This is a genomic window from Vreelandella xerophytica (genome assembly GCF_968048975.1).
This window is the reverse complement of record NZ_OZ309106.1, coordinates 3,348,967-3,366,630: the sequence shown is the minus strand read 5'-3', so window position 1 is coordinate 3,366,630 and position 17,664 is coordinate 3,348,967. Positions and strand designations below refer to the sequence as shown.

Sequence of the window (17,664 nt, the reverse complement as noted above, 5' to 3'; positions counted from 1 at the left end):
CAGAACGCAAAAGCCGCGCTTCTGCGCGGCTTTTTTCGTTGCCGGGGTCTGGATGAGGGGCATCGACCTACAGCCCCTCCTCCAGCAACTGCGGCGCAAAGTAGGTCATGATCAGATCCGCGCCGGCGCGGCGCATGGCGCCCAGGGTTTCGCGCACGACGGCGGACTCGTCGATCACGCCCTGCTGGGCGGCAAACTTGATCATCGCGTACTCACCGCTGACCTGGTAGGCCACCAGCGGCAACAGGCTTTGGCGGCGAATGTCGGCCATGATGTCCAGATACGCCAGCGCCGGTTTGACCATCAAAAAATCCGCGCCCTCGGCCTCGTCGGAAAGCGACTCCTTGAGCGCCTCGCGGCGGTTCATCGGGTCCATCTGGTAGGTCTTGCGGTCGCCTTTCAGCTCGGTGCCGGCGGCTTCACGAAACGGCCCGTACAGCGCAGAGGCGAACTTGGTGGAGTAGGCCATGATGGGGGTGTCGATAAAGCCCGCCTCATCGAGGGCTGCGCGGATCGCCGCGACCTGGCCGTCCTGGGCGGCGGAAGGCGCAATGATGTCGGCGCCAGCCTTGGCCGCCTGAACGGCCTGAACGCCAAGGTTCTTGATCGTGCGGTCGTTATCCACGGTGTTGCCCTTCAGGATGCCGCAGTGCCCGTGGGTGGTGTATTCGCAAAAGCAGATATCCGGAATCACCACTAGCTCCGGCGCAGCCTCCTTGATGGTACGCACCATGCGCGCCACCATGCCGTCTTCCTTGAGCGCATCGCTGCCGGTTTCATCCTTGTGATGGGAAATACCGAACGGCATGATGCTTCTAAGCCCCAGCGCGCTCAGGCGCCTGGCCTCGTCACCCAGCTTGCTTTCCGGCACGCGGTACTGGCCCGGCATGCCCTCGATCGGCGTGTACTCGTCGGTCTCCTCCTCGACGAAAATGGGGTAGACCAGATGTTCGGCGCGAAGCGAGGTTTCACGCACGATGGTGCGAAGCGCGTCGCTCGAACGCAAACGACGAAGACGGGCCTGGGGAAACTGGGCCGGCATGAGACCTCCTGATGAGAGTGGAAAAGACGTTCCAATCACCAGTATAACGCTGTGCGCAAGGCCGGTCAGGGTATCAAGCTCATGAAAGGGCGCTATTGAAGGACAAGCCTACCCAAGGGCGCAGAGCAGGCTGACAGAGAAAGGCAAGACCCCATGCCGGCGTTTGACCGGCATGGGGAGCGCTCGATGAAAGCGCGGTGGGTTTAGAACTCGGTGCGCAGGGTGAGCGTCGCGCTGCGCGGCGTGCCGTAGACAGCGCCGGCGTAGAAGCCGAAGTTGTCGTAGTAGGTTTTGTCGAACAGGTTATCGACGTTGAGGGTGACGTTGGTGGCGTCTGTCACGTCGTAACGCGCCATGGCGTTCACGGTGGCGTAGCCTGCCCAGTTGGCGGGCGTGGAGCCGGTGCTGATGCCGTCGACGGGTTTACCGGCGGGGCCGGAGATCGCATCGATACTGCTCTGCGCATAGACGCCGGTACCGAAGGTCCAGCGATTCAACATACCCGCCGGCTCATAAGTGGTGTGGAGCTTGAGCAGGTGGGAGGGGTCGCTGCGCCCGTCGGAGTCGATACGGCGAAAGTGCAGGTAGGTGTAGCCGCCGTAAACGTTCCAGTTCGGCGTAATGGCGCCGGCAATCTCCAGATCCACGCCGTCGGTTTCGTTACCGGTGCCGGCGCGGTAGGCCTGGTTGCCGTCCGGTGTGAGGTTGGCGCCGTCGAGCACGGCGCTGTTTTCCTGGCGGGTGCGGAAGTAAGCGGCGGAGGCGTTCAGGCGGCCGTTGAACCACTCGCCCTTCACACCGGCCTCGTAGCTGTCGCCGTCGATAGGCTCGACCGTGTCACCGCTCACGGTTTGGCTGCTTTGTGGGGTGAAGATGTTGGTGTAGCTTGCGTAGAGCGAGTGGTTGTCCGTGAGGTCATAGACCAGCCCCGCATAGGGGGTGAATACACCGGTTTCGCGGCGGGTAGTAGTGTCGCCGGAGGCGGTTTCATTTTCGGTTTTATAGTAGCTGGTACGGCCACCCAAAATGACGGACAGCGGTTCGGTGACGCTTAGCCGCGTAGAGGCATACAGGCCGCGCAGGTCGGTTTCGGTGGTGCTGCGCTGGCCGTTTCGCGCGCCGCTCAGGCCGATGTCGCGGTCGACGCCGTTGCGCCAATCGGTGATCGGCAGGCCATTATTATTGCGGTACATGCAGCCTTCGGAAAATTCGGACATCGTGCTGCTGGACAGCGTGCAGTCGTGATCATACGTGCGTGAACGGGTGCGGCTGTCGCTGTAGCCCACCGCTAGGTCGTGACGGCGGCCGAGCAGATCATAAGCCCCCTTCAGGTCGATACTGGCAGAGCGCTGGCGCGTCTCGTTGTCGTTGCGCATCCCGTTGAGAATGGCACCGCCGCCATCTTCTTCCCAATAGCCGTTGTAGGTGCCACTTACTGGCCCGCGGTTGACCTTGCCCAGGGCAAGGTTGCTCAGCGCATCGGTTTCACTTTGGGCGGCCTGGACTTCGACGCTCCAGTCATCGTTGAAGCGGTGAGTCAGCGAGGCGAAGGCGGTGTTGGTTTCTTGCTCGGCGTAGCTCCACTCTGGTACCAGGTTGGTGCTGCGCGAAAGATCCGTGCGGCGGCCGCTGGCGAACCAGATGGGCACGTTGGCGCCCCAGCCCGCGCCGGAGGTCTTGTTGTACTCGTACTGATAGCCCAGGCCGAACGTGGTGTCGTCGCTTACATCGAATTCGACGTTGGCCAGCGCCGCTCGGTTGCGGTTGGATTCGTGATCGCGCAAGCCATCGCCTTCGCCCTGGGTGACGACGAAGCGCGAGCGAACGCTGCCATCCTCGGTGAGCGGCAGGTTCAAGTCTGCCCCGGCCCGGGCGTTGTCCCAGCGCCCGTAAGAGACGTAGGCGTTGCCGCCAAACTCCGTGCCCGGGCGCTTGCGAACCAGGTCGACGGTGGCCGAGGGGTCGCCGGTGCCGCCCAGCAGGCCGTTGGCGCCGCGCACGATATCCACGCGCTCGTAGAGATCCAGGTTCAAGGAGTTGCCGCCACCCGCGAATCCGGTGTCGCCCGGAAACTGTAGGCCGTCGATCTTCCAGTTGCTGATACCGTAGCCCCGGGCGCGGAAGGTATTACGCACCCCCACTTCCGATTTGTTGGAGGTGATGCCCGGGGTAAGCGCTAGCGCATCTTCCAGGTTGACCACTCGCTGGTCGTCCAACTGCTGGCGGGTCACGCTGGTCACCGATTGCGGCGTCTCCCGGGGGGAAAGGTCCAGCCCGGCGGAGCTGCTGGTGTCGGAAACCGTGTAGCTTCTGCTCGGGTCACCCTGGTAGCGGGCCTGGACCGTGATGGTGTCCATCTCGACGTTGGCCGGGCTCTGGCGGTTAACGGAAGATGGCTGTGCCAGAACGCTGCTACTTAGCATGCAGCCGCTGACGGCTGCGGCAATGGCGATGGCAAGGGGCGTTTTAGCCCGTTCATAGGTCTCCCTGAGGGTCTGGCCGGCGTAATACATCGTGAATGCCCCTTAAAATAATAATGATTTGTATTTACCAAATTAGAGGTCACGATTATATTGGCGCTTCGGCTTAAGAACGTTTTGATTTATGGGGCGTATGTAATGGATTGTGTGGTTGATGGTCTGCGTTTGGCGCCAGATGCAAATCAGAACGAGGGAGACGAACTCATACTGGTGGTGGATAACGATGACGCGAGCCGCGAGCACATTTGCCGTTATCTCGCCGACATGGGCTACCGTACGCGAAGTGCGGCCAACGGCTACGAGATGTGGGAGCGGTTCGATGACAGTGTGGCGCTGGTGCTGCTTGAACATCTGCTGCCGGGGGAGAGCGGGCTGAGCCTGTGCCGTACCTTGTGTTACCAGAATACCGTGCCGATCATCATGATCAGCGCACAGGGGGCTCCGGCCGAGCGTATCATCGGCCTTGAAATGGGGGCGGACGACTATCTGTGCAAGCCTTTTGAACCTCGCGAACTGCTGGCTCGCATCCGTGCTGTGCGCCGCCGCTTCCCGGCGACTATAACGCCCAAGCCGGCCCCAGAAGAGACCGAACGTCACCTTGCCGGCTGGCGGCTCGATTTACAGCTTCGCCGGCTCCACTCGCCACATGGACGCGTCTTCGATTTGACCCGCTCCGATTTTCTGGTGCTGATGGCGCTCAGCGACACTCCCAACCAGGTCGTCAGCCGTGACGAACTGAGCCGCCGCGCCTTTGGCCGGGAGTGTTATATCAACGACCGCTCTGTCGATGTCTGTATCAGCCGTTTGCGCCATTGCCTGGAAGATGACGCCCGTCGTCCCCGGTTCATTCGTACCCTGCGTAACGAAGGATATCTGCTGGAACTCGGCTCGGTGACTGATCAAGCCGCTATCTGACGTTCTCCATCGGTACGAGCCTTACCTCACGAATATCGATGGTGTCCCAGACCCTGCCCACGGTATAGGGGTCGTTTGTTATCCAGTTTTCCAGCGCCTCCCGGCTAGCGAACGCAACATGAACCGTCGAGCCGATCATGCGGCCCTGCTCGTCTAGAAGGGCGCCGCCGCTTATAAAGCTTCCCTCGGCGATCATTCGCTTGATGCCTTCCAGGTGAGCGTCACGGTTTTCCATGCGTCGGGCAAGGGCGTTCTGATCGGTAAAGTCATAAGCGGTGACGGCATACTGCATGGGTAGCTCCATGAAATGAAGGGTGGGTCTGAAGTGCTGGATAGCGATGCAACCCCCAGAGATTGATACCGTTATGATACGGTCTGGCTACGCCGACGTACCACTGAAGGCGGCAAACCCACGAGCCCCGGGTTCCGTGGGTGTCAGACACGTCGGGAACCTTCCTTTAATAAATGGGTATCAAATGGTTACGTTATAACCATAGAGTTAACAATTATTATCAGCAATGATAGATGGCTAATTTAAATTTACTCTTCAACGTCGAAACGTAAGGTTCGTTATGTATACACCCAGCTTGCTGTCGCTGAATGAGTTTCCGGTGGGGTGTATGGTGACTGATGCGCAGCGTCGGGTGCTTTACAGCAATCAGTATATTGCCAGGCAGTACGGCTATTCGTTCAGAGATCTGATGGAAGGCGATTTTTTCCGGCTGTTCAGCAAGGCGTCGCAGCTTTTCATTGAAACGTTCGTCGTGCCTGCCCTGGCAAGCGATGGGCGGTGTGACGAAATCCGCCTGTCTATCGTGTCCCTTTCGCACCAACGCTACCCGGTGGTGGTAAGTGTCGAGTACGACCGCGCAAGCGAACGCCTTTTCTGGAGTATCAGCAACGCGAACCGTGCTGAGCAGCTGTTCGTGGAGTTGAAGAAGACCCAGCAGTTACTCGAGCAAAAAGTGGGGCTGCTCCGCTCGCTCTCTAATACCGACCCGCTCACGGGGCTGCCCAATCGTGCGGCGCTGAGCAAGCATCTGGATCAAAGGATCACTAATCGGTTACCCGGTAGTGGTGGCTTTGCGCTGGCGTTTATCGATCTGGACGGCTTCAAGGAGGTGAATGACCGCTACGGCCACGAGGCGGGCGACCAGGTGCTGCAGCAGGTGGCCAAGCGACTGATCTCCACGTTGAGGCAAAACGACCTGGTGGCCCGTTTCGGGGGGGATGAGTTTGTCGTGGTGCTGGATGGCTACTTTGACAGGCCGTCAGAAAAGATGCTGATGCCCCGGCTGACCCATCGCCTGGCGGCGCCGTTTATGGTCGATGACGTATCGCTTGGGCTCTCGGCAAGTATTGGCGTCACGCTTTTCCCTCAGGCCAGAACCCTGGAGCCGGACCAGTTGATTCGTCAGGCCGACAAGGCGATGTATCAGGCCAAGCTGGCCGGTAAAAACCGGGTGTGTCTTTTCGACAGCGATGATGAAGACATTCAAAAGGAGCGTCACGCGGAGCTTCTGGCGATCAATCAGGCGATGGCCGCCGAACAGCTTGAGCTTTTCTATCAGCCCAAGATCAATATGCGCACGGGCGAGGTGCTGGGCGTCGAGGCGTTGATTCGCTGGAACCACCCCGCCAAGGGGGTGCTCGCCCCCCATGCATTCCTGCCGGTATTGAGTAACACACTAAGCGGGGTGCAGCTGGGGCGCTGGGTGATCATGACCGCCCTGGGCCAGTTGCAGGCGTGGCGCCAGCACGGCCTGCAGGTAAGGATAAGTGTGAATATCGACGGCTATCACTTGCAGCACCCTCATTTCATAAAGGATCTGGGGGCGCTACTGGTGGATTTTCCCGAGGTGCCGAGACACTATCTGGAACTCGAGGTGCTGGAAACCAGTGCAATTGAAGACGTTGACCAGGTCGCGCTGGTCATCAATACGTGCCGCGCCATGGGTCTTCGTGTGTCGCTGGATGATTTCGGTACCGGCTACTCGTCGCTGAGCCAACTGCGGGATCTGCCGGTGGATACGCTCAAGATCGATCGCAGTTTTGTTCAGAACATGCTCACCAGCCGCGGCGATCTGGCTATCCTGAAAGGCGTGCTCGGCTTTGCCCAGGCCTTCGAGTGCGGGGTGGTCGCAGAAGGGGTGGAAACCCTGCAGCATAGCCAGGAGCTTCTGGCGCTGGGCTGTGAGGTGGGCCAAGGCTACTATATTGCCCGGCCCATGCCCGCCCGCGATTTCCCCTCGTGGCTCGAGGCATGGGCGCGCGAGGGGTTTCAAAAGAAGTACGGCGTCTAGTCTAGCGCCTAACCAAGGAGTAAGAAGTTTGTTGACGAAAGCGGCAGTCACGGCGCGCAATAATATTACCGTGGTGGGTGAGGGCGCCAAGACGGTAATGCTGGCTCACGGGTTTGGCTGCGATCAACGGGTATGGCAACACATACTGCCTGCCTTGAAAGCCCATTACACCGTGGTGCTCTTTGACTATGTGGGCTCGGGCCAGTCGCAGCTGGCGGCGTTTGATACGATCCGCTACGCCACGTTGCAAGGCTACGCCCAGGATGTCGTGGAGATCTGCGAGGCGCTGGATTTGAGGCAGGTGCACTTTGTCGGCCACTCCGTGAGCGCCACCATCGGCCAACTGGCCGCCCTGGCCAGGCCCGAGCGTTTCGCCAGTCAGTTGATGGTCTGCCCCTCGCCCTGCTTCTTGAATATTCCGCCGGACTATTACGGGGGCTTTGAGCGCGCCGACCTTGAAGAGCTGCTTGCCCTGATGGATCGTAACTATCTCGGCTGGGCCAACTATCTGGTACCGCTGGCGCTGGGCCCGGAAAGCTCGGAGCAGCTTATCGGCGAGCTTTCCGACAGCTTCTGCTCGACCGACCCCGTGGTTGCCAAGGCGTTCGCGAAAGCCACGTTCTTCTCGGATTACCGGACGCTGTTGCCTCAGCTGGAGCACCCGGCGCTCGTGCTGCAAAGTCAGGTCGATTCGCTGGCCAACCCCAGGGTGGGGCGCTACATGCACGCGCATATGCCGCACAGCACGCTGAGGGAGTTGCCAAGCGTGGGGCACTGTATCCACATGACGCATCCGGAGATCGTCATCCGGGAGATTGATGTCTGGCTTGGCAGCGCTAGGCCCGCAGCAGTGAGCGATCGATAGGAATGAACGCGCTGGCCGCTTGAATCAGCGAAGCGGCAGTAAGAGGGGGCACGCCGTAGACTTCGACGCGCTTGCCGTGGACCTGACGGATTTTTTGGGCGAGAAGATCAAAGTCGCCGTCGCCGGAGACCAATACCACGACATCCACGTGCTGGGCATGCTCGATGGCATCCAGGGTAATACCGACATCCCAGTCGCCCTTGGCGGAACCGTCGGTGCGCTGGATGTACGGCTTCAGCTTCACCTCGAAGCCGATACGCCGAAGTATGTTCTGAAACTCGCGCTGCTTGGGGTCCCCTTTATCGATGGCGTAACAGTACGCGGCGGCTACCTCGCGGTTCGCGCATACCCGTTGCCAGAACGCATGGTAGTCAAAGTGTTTGCCGTAGGCATCCCGTACGGTGTAGTAGACGTTCTGGGTGTCCACGAAAATCGCGACGGTGGTCATGGGCGTTGGTTTTTCCTGGGCGTGTGTCTCATGGATGGGCAGGCTCTGCCCGAGGGAGTATAGGCATTACTCGCGGCGCTGGCGCGCACCCCGTTCTTTACCCCGTCAAAGGGCTTGCCTACGCTTACATGAACGCAAGGAGAAAAGCGATGGCTCGAATGACGGATGCATCTACCCCGCTTGATACCAAACGCTCGCTCTGGGCGGCGGTGCTGGTGGGTATCGGGGTAATGGCGGCGCTGGATGAGATCGTCTTTCACCAGTTGCTGCAGTGGCACCACTTTTTTGACTTTTCCACTCCGGCTCTTGGTATCGTGTCGGACGGGCTTCTTCACGCGGGTGAACTTCTGGCGGTGGTGATCGGCTTGTTCATGTTGCTGGATCTTTCCCAGCGCCAGCACCTGAGCATTGCGTGGGCCAAGGCGGGGTTTTTTCTGGGCATGGGGGGCTTTCAGCTATTCGACGGGTTGATCAATCACAAGATCCTGCGGCTTCATCAGATCCGCTACGGCGTGGATCCATTGATGTATGATCTGGTGTGGAATGCCTTCGCGATCGTCTTTTTACTGATCGGCGTCTGGTTCTTGCGCCGCGCCCGCACGCAGCCCGCGCGCTGAATGCACGTCGCCCACCACGGAACACTGCTCGACTGGCTGCCCTTCTTGCTGGTCGTGCTCGTCAGCTTCGAATATATGGCGGCGGCCTGGCTTCAGCGCGAAAGTGGTTCAGGGTGGAGTCTCTGGCGTTGCGGCTTTTTCCTCTTGGGCAGTACGCTTCTGGCGGTTGCTTTCTGGCCCTCGTTGATGGCCTGGGCGCACGCCGATCTGGTCGGCCACATGACGCTGCACCTTTTGATCGGCATGTTCGCGCCGCTGGCCTGGGTGTTGGCCGCCCCCATGACGCTGCTGCTCAAAACGCTTCCGCAGGCGGGCGGCAAGGTGGTGGTGGCGCTGCTGCACAGCCGCTTCGTTCGCTTGATCGCTCACCCGGTCACTGCCCTGTTTCTCAACGTGGGCGGCATGTACGTGCTCTATATGACGCCGCTCTACGCCGCGTCGCTTGAAAACCCGACGCTTCACTACGCCATTCACCTGCATTTCCTGCTGGCAGGTTATCTTTTCTGCTGGGCGATCCTTGCCGAGCCCGATGCCTCGCCTCACCGGCTCAGCCTGCGCTTTCGCCTCGGCGTGCTGTTCGCCGCCATCGCCACCCACAGCCTGCTCGGCAAGCTGATGTACGCTCAAGGCTTGCCCCGGGGCACCGGACACGCTCTGGAAGGCGTGCAAGCCGCCGCGCAGTGGATGTACTACGGTGGCGACCTGGCCGAGGTGCTGCTGGCGGTGGTGTTGATGACGTTCTGGTTGAGACGGCCTATTGAGCGGCGGGAACCCCTTCTTGGCAGAGTCTCGATTCACTGAGCAGCGATGCACCTCGCTGGTAATAATCTTGCATCTCCTGCTTTGGCACCATTCCTCCGCCGGTGGCCCACATGAGGTGAATAGCGTTGGGCAGGTTTTGTTGCAGGCCCAGTGCCTCGAGCGCCCCAGAAGGTGCAGTGGCCAGGCGGGCAAAGCCCGGAAGGCCCGCCACGGCGGAGGGCTCGAGTGCCAGATCTTCACAGTCCTTGATCAACGCGATCAGCGCGTAGAGCTCGTCGTCGCTGACGGTGTAGATGCCGTCCAGCAGAGGCTCCATCACCTTTCCGACGAACGCCGAGGGGCGGCCCACCGCCAGGCCGTCGGCGCAGGTCAGGTTGTTCAAACCGATGTCCTGCACGCTGATGGCGTTGTGAAGCCCGGTGGCCATGCCCAGCAGCATGCAGGGCGATGGGGTGGGTTCGGCGAACAGGCAGTGCACCGCATCGCCGAAGACGTGCTTCAAGCCAAAGGCCACACCGCCGGGGCCGCCGCCGACGCCGCAGGGGAGATGAACCACCAACGGATGCTCGGCATCGACTCTCACGTTCATCTCGGCCAGCTGCTTCTCCAGGCGCTGGGCGGCCACCGCGTAGCCCAGAAACAGCGCGGTGGAGTCTTCATCGTCGACGAAATGACAGCGCGGCGTCTTGAGCGCCTCTTCACGGCCCTGGGTGACCGCCACGCTGTAGTCGGACTGATGCTCGACGACCTCCACGCCCTTTTCGCGCAGTAGTGTCTTTTTCCAGGCGCGGGCGTCGGCGGACATATGCACCGTCACGTTGAAACCCAACTTGGCGCTGAGAATGCCGATGCTCAACCCTAGGTTGCCGGTCGAGCCCACCACGATCGAATGCTCGGCAAAGAGCGCTTGAAACGGCGCGGAGGCGAAGCAGGCGTAGTCGTCCTTCTGGGTGACCAAGCCGTGTTCCAGCGCGAGCGTCTCGGCGTATAGCAACACCTCGTGAAAGCCGCCCCGTGCCTTGATGGAACCCGAGATCGGCAGATGACTATCGGCCTTGATCAAAAGCGTTGCCGGGGCGGGCACCTGCCAGCACTCGGCGGCTTGCCTGGCCAGGTTCTGGGCACGGTAGAGCGGTGACTCGATAATGCCACCCGTCGCGGCTGTTTCTGGGAATACCTCCGCGAAGTAGGGGGCAAAGCGTGCCAGGCGTGCGGCTGCCTCGTCGATATCGGCGCGCGATAACGACAGCGTGTCGCGCACCGTCGCAAACGGCTGTCGCTTGGGGTTGAGCCAGAGTGTCTCTTCGCCCAAGGCCAGGGCCTTGATCACTGGATCGCTGCCTGTCTTGGCAATCGATTGCCAATGAGCGAGGGAATGGGGTTCCATAACGTTGACCTTTTATCGAACGGTGAAGCGTCGAGTACGCGGTAAGCATAGATAATGTGTCAATAAACTGAAATTTCAGGCAAAGCCCATGAACCCTTCGGCCTCCTTGAGGGGGCGCGCATCGCGCAGGTAATCCAGGTTGACCCGCGGGCGTGCCAGCGCTTCGTCCCCGGCAAAGAGAGTTTCCAGTTCTCGGGCAAAGGCGAGCGTTTCCAGGTCGCTTCCTCGGCGACCGATGATCTGCAGGCCGAACGGCATGCCGTTATGATCGCGCCCGGTGGGTAGCGTCACCGACGGGTGGCCGGCCAGTGTCGAGGCGTAGGCCATGGAGAGCCAGTGGTAGTAGCTCTGGGTCGGCTCGCCGTCGATCTCCGTGGGGTAAAGCTCGTGCCAGTCCCGCGGGCTGATGGTCGTGGTGGGTGCTAAAAGAAAGTCGTGCTGCTCGAAAAATGTCTGCCAGTGGCGGTAGAGATGGCTCTGATTGGTCAGCGCGCGCACAACGTCCAGCGCCGAGTAGCCTTCGCCTTCACGGACGTTGTCACGCACGTTGGGGCCGACCTGGTCCGGATACTTTTGGAGTAGATCGCGATGGAGGCCGGAAAAGCACAGGGCACGAATCACCGCGAAGGTGTCGTCGGCGTGAGGACACTCGGGGTGAGTGTCATCCAGGCGGGCGAAGACATGGCCAAAGCGCGCAAGCTTGTCGTTGAAGCTCTCGACGATCATCCTTTCGGTCATGGTAAAGCCAAAATCCGTCGTAAAAGCGACCCGCGCGCTGCAAAGATCCACCCGGGGCAGATGACGAAAGGCCTCCGGAGTGTAGGCGGACTGGCCCTCGACCACGGGGGTCCAGGGGTCACGGCGGTCCGGGCGAATCATGGCCGACAGCATCAGGGCGGCATCGTCCACACTGCGCGCCATGGGGCCGTTCAGGGACATCGGCAGCCAGCTCAGAGCCCGGCTGTGTCCCGGTACCAGCCCTGGTGAGGGCCGAAAGCCCACCACGCCGCAAAACGCCGCTGGGCTTCGCAGGCTACCGCCAGTATCGGAGCCGGTGGCCAGCGGGGCCATGCCGCAGGCAAGCGCCACCGCTGAGCCGCCGGACGAGCCCGCGGCGGAGCGGGTCACATCGAACGGGTTGGCAGTCACGCCGTATACGGCGTTGCGTGTGTTGCCGCCTGCGCTCCATTCGGGATTGTTGGTCTTGCCCATCACCACCGCCCCCGCCTCGCGCAGCTGGGCCACCATCGGATCATCGCCCTTGGCGATGTTGTCGGCGTAGATCTGGCTGCCGAACGTGGTGGGAAGGCCGGTGACATCCACCATGTCTTTCACACACAGTGGCAAGCCGTGCAGCGCGCCGAGTGGCTCGCCTTTGTCGATGGCGCGCTGAGCCTTTTGTGCGGCTTCTTGCATGGCGTCGACATCCTGGGCTATCAGGGCGTTCACGGCCGGGTTGGTCGCCTCGAATCGGGCAAGGCAGCTCTGGGTAAGCTCCACGGCGGAAAGCTGTCTGGTCGCCATCAGGCGGCGCGCATCGGTGGCATTCAGGTCACAGGCATTCATCAAGGTCTCATCCTTTCCAAACGGTTAGGCCGCGGGGCCAAAAGCGGCAAAATCCCAATGGCGTCCGGGCGCTACATCAATCAACTGGCGTGTGTAAGCGGCCTGGGGGTCGCCCAGTACCTGCTGGGCCGGGCCGTATTCGACCACTTGGCCACGCTGCATCACGAGGACGTCGTCGCAAATCTGCGCGGCGACACGAAGGTCGTGGGTAATGAACAGCACCGCCACGCCCAGACGTTTTTGAATATCGTCCAGCAGTGCCAGTACCTGGGCCTGTACCGAGACATCCAGTGCCGAGACGGCTTCGTCGGCGACGATGACATCGGGCTCCATGGCCAGCGCCCGGGCAATCGCGATACGCTGGCGCTGGCCACCGGAGAACTGGTGGGGATAGCGGTCGATGGCATCAGTTGGCAGGCCGACCAGCTCGAGCAGTTCTCTGGCTTTTGCCAGTGCCTCTTTGCGGGGCTTGCCGTAGTTGGTGGGGCCCTCGATCAGGCTCTGGCCAATCGTCAGGCGCGGGTTCAGCGAGCGGTAAGGATCCTGAAAGACCATCTGGATGCGTCCGCGGTGCGGTTTCAGGCTGCGTGGATGCAAATCGGCAATATCCTGGCCGCCGATACGAATGGTGCCGCCCGTCGGGCTGATCAAGCGCATCACGCAGCGCGCCAGGGTCGACTTGCCCGAGCCGGACTCACCCACGATACCCAGCGTGCGGCCTTCCTGAAGCTGAAAACTGACGTTGTCGACGGCTTTGGTGCCCGCACGGCGAGGTGTGAAGTAACCAAGCAGGCCGCGCGCCGGCGTAAACTCCTTATGAAGCTCGGTGACGTCGAGTACTTGACGCTCGCCCTGCGTAGCGCGAGGCGGGCGCGGGGTCAAGCTGGGCACGGCCGCCAGCAGGCGCTGGGTATACGCCTGTCGGGGAGTGCTTAAAATTTGCTGGACTGGCCCTTGTTCGACGATTTCGCCGGTATTCATCACGCAGACGCGATCGGCGATATCCACCACCACGCCCATATCGTGGGTGATGAACAACACGGCGGTGCCGTACTTTTGCTGCAGCTCGCGAATCAGTTTGAGTATCTGGTGCTGGGTGGTGACATCCAGCGCCGTGGTCGGCTCATCGGCGATCAGAAGTCTGGGTTTGAGCAGCAGTGCCATGGCAATCATGATGCGTTGACGCTGGCCGCCGGAGAGCTGATGAGGAAAGCTTGCGTAAACGCGCTCGATATCCGGCAGGTGCACCTGCTCGAGGGCATCGAGTACCTGAGCGCGGCGCTCGCCACTTGAGGCGCTGGTATGGCAGGCCAGTACTTCGTCGAGCTGCTTGCCGACGCTGAGCACCGGGTTCAGCGCCGTCATCGGCTCCTGGAAAATCATCGCCATGCGGCTGCCGCGAAGCTGGCTCAGGCGTTTGGGGGTGGCGCCCAGCAGTGTCTCGCCGTCCAGGGTGACTTGCCCCCCGGTGACTCGCAGGCCGGTTTTGGGCAGAAGGCCCATGGTAGTCAGCGACGAGACCGACTTGCCGGAACCCGACTCACCCACCAGGCAAAGCGTCTCGCCTGCGTGAATCTCGAATGAAACACCCTTGAGAATCTGTTTGGGCGATGCGTCGGTGGTTTCGACCACCAGACCGTCGACCTTCAAAACGGGAGTATCGATGCTCATCTCAGCCGTCCTTGCGTTTCATGGTGGGGTCGAGGGAGTCACGGGCTGCATCGCCGAGCAGATTGATCGACAAGATACACAGCGAGAGCAGCAGGCCGGCCCAGAAGATCAATGAGGGTTTCAACTGAAAATAGATGCGTCCATCGGACATGATGTTGCCCCAGGTGGGCGTTTCGGAGCTGAGCCCCACGCCCAGAAACGAGAGGGTCGCCTCGGTAAGAATCGCTGCTGCGCAGACGTAGGTGCACTGCACGATGAGCGGCGCAAAGGTGTTGGGCATCAGATGGCGCCAAAGAATGGTGCGGGTCGGAGTGCTCATGAGTACGGCCGCCTCCACGAACGCTTCTTCTCGGGTGGCGAGTACCTGGGAGCGCACCAGGCGCACGATCTGTGGTATCTCCGGTACGGTGATGGCAATCATCAGCATCCACAGGTTGGCGGAGGTAAGCGAGACGATGGCAATCGCGGCGAGAATGCCGGGAATGGCCATCAGTCCGTCCATGAAGCGCATCAGCACCGCATCGATGGCGCGAAAGTAGCCGGCAATCAGGCCAAGTGGAAGCCCGATCACCAGCGTAAGCAGCGCCACGCCCAAACCGACCATCAGCGAGATACGCGCGCCGTACACCACGCGCGAGAAAAGATCGCGGCCGTAGGCATCGGTGCCCAGCCAATAGGTGGCATTCATACCCTGCAGGCGGTTGGCCGGGGAGAGCGCCGTGGGGTCATGCGGCGCGACCAGTGGCGCGAAGATGGCCATCAATACGATGAGTGTCAGGATGGCAGCGGCAATGATGGTGGTGGTGCGCGGACGCAGACGCAGTAGCTTGCACGTCAAGCCATGCAGCGAGGCACGTGCCGGGAATCGGTGGGCGAGTGTATGCATCAGTAGCGAATCCTGGGGTCGGTAATGGCATAGGAGAGATCGATCAACAGATTGATCAGCACGTAAAGCCCCGCGGTCAGCAGGATGATCGCCTGGATCACGGGGTAGTCCCGCGCCAGTACGGCATCGATGATCAAGCGGCCCAGCCCCGGGATATTGAATACGCTCTCGGTTACCACTACCCCCGAGACCATCAGCGCGAAGCCGGTGCCGATCACGGTCAGAATGGGGACGCCCGCATTGCGCAGCGCATGACGAAACAGCACCAGTCGCTCACCCAGCCCCTTGGCTCGGGCGGTGCGGATGTAATCCTCCTTGAGCACTTCGAGCATGCTGGCGCGCGTCATTCGGGCGATCAGGGCGATATACACCGAGGAGAGCGTCAGCGCCGGCAGCACCAGGCGGCTGGCGAACTCGCCAAAGCCGTTGTCCAGGCTGCGATAGCCCTGCACGGGCAGCCAGCCAAGCTCGATGGCGAATACCAGAATGACGATGTAGCCGATCACGAAAACAGGAACCGAGAACCCCACCACGGAGACCGACATCACCAGATTGTCGATCCAGCTCCCCTGGCGCCAGGCGGCAATGACGCCCAGCGGCACCGAGATCAGCACGGTAAAGACGATGGCCGCCAGCGCCAGGCTGATAGTGGGCTCAAGACGCTGGGCGATCATCGACAGCACAGAGGTTTGGGAAATCAGCGAGGTGCCGAAATCCCCCTGGAGCATATTGCCCATCCAGATAAAGAATTGGGTGTAGATGGGTTGGTCAAGCCCCAGCGCGGTGCGGATGCTGGCGACTTGCGCCGGGCTTGCCATATCGCCGGCGATGATCACGGCAGGGTCGCCCGGTGCCAGGCGCAGCAGGAGAAAGACGGAGAGTGCGACCACCAGCAGAACAGGAATGGCGGCCAGCAGGCGTCGGACAAGATAACTCAGCATGGGTAAACCCCCGGGGTGTGGGCAGAGCCTGAGCAGCCTCTACCCGTGACAGGGTAGAGGCCACACGGTTAGTCAGCTTTTTGCATGCCCCAGAAAACGGGAATGGGCCCCGCGACTACGTCGCTTAGCTCACTGCGCCAGGAAATCACGTTCTGAAACTGTCCTAGCGGGATAAACGTCGCCTGTTCCATAGCGTGCTCCTGCACTGCTTCGGCCAACGTCTTGCGCTGCTCTTCGCTGGTTGCCATGGCAAACTCGCGGCGCAGCTCTTCCATTTCCGAGTCGGTCGGCCAACCAAACCAGCTATCCTCTTCGCCAGTGCTGATCAAAAGCGGGTTGATGGTCGGCGACCAGATGCTGTCCACGCCGAAGTTGGTGAAGATCATGTCCCAGCCGCCATCGGCAGATGCTTCGCGACTCGCACGCTGGCTGACCAGGGTCTGCCAATCCATCTGGCGCAGTTCGACGTTGAAGCCTGCGCTGCGCAGCGCTTGTGCAACGACGACAGGCTGGGGCGTCAGTGTGGCGACATCGGAGGGCTGCAAAAGCACGATGGGCGTTTGATCGTACCCCGCTTCCTCAAGCAGCGCGCGAGCCTGCTCCAGGTCGCCGCCGGCAGTGAGCGACTCGCCGCCCACCTCGGTGGAGAGCGCCGTGTTACAACCAAAGACCGAAGCACAGGTCTGGTAGTAGCGCGGGTCACCTACCAGCGCGGCCATGACGTCATCCTGGCCGATAGCTAAAAGCGCGGCACGGCGAACGCGGGCGTCGTCAAACGGAGGGTGAAGAAAGTTCATGCGCGCCAGCGTCAGCATGCCCAGCGGGTCGAGCACCTCGGCAGTGATGTCCGGATTGCTTTCCAGAAGCGGAAGAAGGTCGAAGGGCGTACGCTCGATATAGTCGATATCGCCGCTATTGATGGCATTGACCGTGGTTTGCACATCCGGCATATGGATCCACTCGACGCGATCCACATGCACTTCCTTGCTACCCGCCGTACCGGAGGGCGCCTCATCACGCGGTGTATACTCGTCAAAACGCTCGTAGACGGCTTTGACGCCGGGCTGGAATTCATCGCCTAAGAAGCGGAACGGACCTGAGCCGATCTGATTGGGTAACGCCTGGCCGGGCTCGATCGAGGCGACCTCTTCGGGCATCATGAACGCCGCGACGGCGGAAGGTTTGGCTAAAAGCCCGATGACATCGCCAAGCGGTTCGGAAAGTGTCAGCTCAAGGCGGTTATCATCCAGCGCCGTCAGACTTTCCAGATGGTTGAAAATCAGCGTGCCGCCGGGATCGAAATGTCCCCAGCGCTTTAGCGAAGCGATACAGTCATGGGCGGTTACCGGCGTGCCATCGTGCCAGGTGAGCCCATCACGCAGGGTAAAGGTATAGGTGAGACCGTCATCGGAGATCTCCCAGTCCGCCATTTGCGGTTGCGCATTGAGCTCGGCGTCAAGCCCCACCAGCGTGTCGTAGATCATGTAGCCGTGGTTACGAGCAATGGTGGCACTGCTGGATACCGGGTCCAGCGCTCTCAATGCCGAGTGCATGACGGCATTCACGGTGGTATCGGCCTGTGCACTTACTGAGAGCGCTCCCGCCATGCCCAAGGCGGTCAATAGCGTTGTCCGGGTAAAACGAGAGGGGGTCACTGGTGTACGCATCGCAATCTCCTTTGAAATTATTGGCGGCTGGCGATATCCGAAATGACGGCGGGCAATCGGGCGCTTTTTGTTTTTTATACGCTTTCTGATTTGCCTGTCTGCTCGATACTAGCG

General features: G+C 61.0%; 15 protein-coding genes. 5 read left to right on the top strand and 10 right to left on the bottom strand.

The features are described 5' to 3' along the window. Positions 1–67 precede the first annotated feature (67 nt). Positions 68–1,042 carry a porphobilinogen synthase gene (gene hemB / locus ACWF8S_RS15770; RefSeq protein ID WP_447554370.1) on the bottom strand — a complete coding sequence of 325 codons (975 nt, stop codon included), beginning with the start codon at positions 1,040–1,042 and terminating at the stop codon, positions 68–70. A gap of 203 nt (positions 1,043–1,245) precedes the next feature. After that, the gene (locus ACWF8S_RS15765; protein WP_447554368.1) at positions 1,246–3,555 is read right to left on the bottom strand and encodes a TonB-dependent siderophore receptor; all 2,310 of its coding nucleotides are present in this window, start codon (positions 3,553–3,555) and stop codon (positions 1,246–1,248) included. 105 nt (positions 3,556–3,660) lie between these two features. Between ACWF8S_RS15765 and ACWF8S_RS15760 the strand changes: the two genes are divergently transcribed. Further along, positions 3,661–4,437, top strand: coding sequence for a response regulator (locus ACWF8S_RS15760; RefSeq protein ID WP_447554366.1), 777 nt, complete (start codon positions 3,661–3,663; stop codon positions 4,435–4,437). Here ACWF8S_RS15760 and ACWF8S_RS15755 read toward each other — a convergent pair. After that, entirely contained in the window at positions 4,430–4,729 is a 300-nt protein-coding gene (locus ACWF8S_RS15755; RefSeq protein WP_447554365.1) for a YciI family protein, read from the bottom strand. The two genes, ACWF8S_RS15760 and ACWF8S_RS15755, sit on opposite strands and share 8 nt — an antisense overlap. 280 nt (positions 4,730–5,009) lie before the next feature. On the opposite strand from ACWF8S_RS15755, the gene ACWF8S_RS15750 reads away from it, so the two are divergent. Together ACWF8S_RS15750 and ACWF8S_RS15745 are read left to right on the top strand one after the other, a co-directional pair. Next, positions 5,010–6,740: a putative bifunctional diguanylate cyclase/phosphodiesterase gene (locus ACWF8S_RS15750; RefSeq protein WP_447554363.1), complete on the top strand. Its 1,731-nt coding sequence runs from the start codon at positions 5,010–5,012 to the stop codon at positions 6,738–6,740. A gap of 28 nt (positions 6,741–6,768) precedes the next feature. Continuing rightward, positions 6,769–7,605, top strand: coding sequence for an alpha/beta fold hydrolase (locus tag ACWF8S_RS15745; RefSeq protein ID WP_447554361.1), 837 nt, complete (start codon positions 6,769–6,771; stop codon positions 7,603–7,605). Here ACWF8S_RS15745 and ACWF8S_RS15740 read toward each other — a convergent pair. Next, positions 7,577–8,053 (bottom strand): LabA-like NYN domain-containing protein, encoded by a 477-nt coding sequence (locus ACWF8S_RS15740; protein ID WP_447554360.1) that lies wholly within the window; start codon positions 8,051–8,053, stop codon positions 7,577–7,579. The genes ACWF8S_RS15745 and ACWF8S_RS15740 overlap by 29 nt on opposite strands. Positions 8,054–8,202: 149 nt before the next feature. On the opposite strand from ACWF8S_RS15740, the gene ACWF8S_RS15735 reads away from it, so the two are divergent. Both ACWF8S_RS15735 and ACWF8S_RS15730 read left to right on the top strand, forming a co-directional pair. Then, positions 8,203–8,670 carry a DUF2243 domain-containing protein gene (locus ACWF8S_RS15735; protein WP_447554359.1) on the top strand — a complete coding sequence of 156 codons (468 nt, stop codon included), beginning with the start codon at positions 8,203–8,205 and terminating at the stop codon, positions 8,668–8,670. Next, a complete protein-coding gene (locus tag ACWF8S_RS15730) occupies positions 8,671–9,471 on the top strand; it encodes a cytochrome c oxidase assembly protein (protein ID WP_447554358.1) in 801 nt (266 codons plus the stop codon). Here the strand turns inward: ACWF8S_RS15730 and ACWF8S_RS15725 are convergent. The 6 genes from ACWF8S_RS15725 to ACWF8S_RS15700 all read right to left on the bottom strand — a co-directional run bounded on the left by ACWF8S_RS15725 (position 9,425) and on the right by ACWF8S_RS15700 (position 17,550). After that, positions 9,425–10,819: a D-serine ammonia-lyase gene (locus tag ACWF8S_RS15725; RefSeq protein WP_447554356.1), complete on the bottom strand. Its 1,395-nt coding sequence runs from the start codon at positions 10,817–10,819 to the stop codon at positions 9,425–9,427. The genes ACWF8S_RS15730 and ACWF8S_RS15725 overlap by 47 nt on opposite strands. A 75-nt stretch (positions 10,820–10,894) precedes the next feature. Next, on the bottom strand, positions 10,895–12,385 hold the full coding sequence (locus ACWF8S_RS15720; protein ID WP_447556616.1) for an amidase: 1,491 nt from the start codon (positions 12,383–12,385) through the stop codon (positions 10,895–10,897). A gap of 24 nt (positions 12,386–12,409) precedes the next feature. Continuing rightward, positions 12,410–14,056 carry an ABC transporter ATP-binding protein gene (locus tag ACWF8S_RS15715; protein ID WP_447554355.1) on the bottom strand — a complete coding sequence of 549 codons (1,647 nt, stop codon included), beginning with the start codon at positions 14,054–14,056 and terminating at the stop codon, positions 12,410–12,412. Position 14,057: 1 nt separating this feature from the next. Next, entirely contained in the window at positions 14,058–14,942 is an 885-nt protein-coding gene (locus tag ACWF8S_RS15710; protein ID WP_447554353.1) for an ABC transporter permease, read from the bottom strand. Next, a complete protein-coding gene (locus ACWF8S_RS15705; protein WP_447554352.1) occupies positions 14,942–15,883 on the bottom strand; it encodes an ABC transporter permease in 942 nt (313 codons plus the stop codon). The genes ACWF8S_RS15710 and ACWF8S_RS15705 overlap by 1 nt, the downstream gene beginning before the upstream one ends. Before the next feature lie 68 nt (positions 15,884–15,951). Further along, a complete protein-coding gene (locus tag ACWF8S_RS15700) occupies positions 15,952–17,550 on the bottom strand; it encodes an ABC transporter substrate-binding protein (protein WP_447554351.1) in 1,599 nt (532 codons plus the stop codon). Between the last annotated feature and the right edge of the window lie 114 nt (positions 17,551–17,664).

Excerpts from the sequence above, each read along its gene's own strand:
- hemB (WP_447554370.1), bottom strand. The coding sequence starts at position 1,042 with ATGCCGGCCCAGTTTCCCCAGGCCCGTCTTCGTCGTTTGCGTTCGAGC.
- ACWF8S_RS15765 (WP_447554368.1), bottom strand. The coding sequence starts at position 3,555 with ATGTATTACGCCGGCCAGACCCTCAGGGAGACCTATGAACGGGCTAAA.
- ACWF8S_RS15760 (WP_447554366.1), top strand. The coding sequence starts at position 3,661 with ATGGATTGTGTGGTTGATGGTCTGCGTTTGGCGCCAGATGCAAATCAG.
- ACWF8S_RS15755 (WP_447554365.1), bottom strand. The coding sequence starts at position 4,729 with ATGCAGTATGCCGTCACCGCTTATGACTTTACCGATCAGAACGCCCTT.
- ACWF8S_RS15750 (WP_447554363.1), top strand. The coding sequence starts at position 5,010 with ATGTATACACCCAGCTTGCTGTCGCTGAATGAGTTTCCGGTGGGGTGT.
- ACWF8S_RS15740 (WP_447554360.1), bottom strand. The coding sequence starts at position 8,053 with ATGACCACCGTCGCGATTTTCGTGGACACCCAGAACGTCTACTACACC.
- ACWF8S_RS15735 (WP_447554359.1), top strand. The coding sequence starts at position 8,203 with ATGGCTCGAATGACGGATGCATCTACCCCGCTTGATACCAAACGCTCG.
- ACWF8S_RS15730 (WP_447554358.1), top strand. The coding sequence starts at position 8,671 with ATGCACGTCGCCCACCACGGAACACTGCTCGACTGGCTGCCCTTCTTG.
- ACWF8S_RS15725 (WP_447554356.1), bottom strand. The coding sequence starts at position 10,819 with ATGGAACCCCATTCCCTCGCTCATTGGCAATCGATTGCCAAGACAGGC.
- ACWF8S_RS15720 (WP_447556616.1), bottom strand. The coding sequence starts at position 12,385 with ATGAATGCCTGTGACCTGAATGCCACCGATGCGCGCCGCCTGATGGCG.
- ACWF8S_RS15715 (WP_447554355.1), bottom strand. The coding sequence starts at position 14,056 with ATGAGCATCGATACTCCCGTTTTGAAGGTCGACGGTCTGGTGGTCGAA.
- ACWF8S_RS15710 (WP_447554353.1), bottom strand. The coding sequence starts at position 14,942 with ATGCATACACTCGCCCACCGATTCCCGGCACGTGCCTCGCTGCATGGC.
- ACWF8S_RS15705 (WP_447554352.1), bottom strand. The coding sequence starts at position 15,883 with ATGCTGAGTTATCTTGTCCGACGCCTGCTGGCCGCCATTCCTGTTCTG.
- ACWF8S_RS15700 (WP_447554351.1), bottom strand. The coding sequence starts at position 17,550 with ATGCGTACACCAGTGACCCCCTCTCGTTTTACCCGGACAACGCTATTG.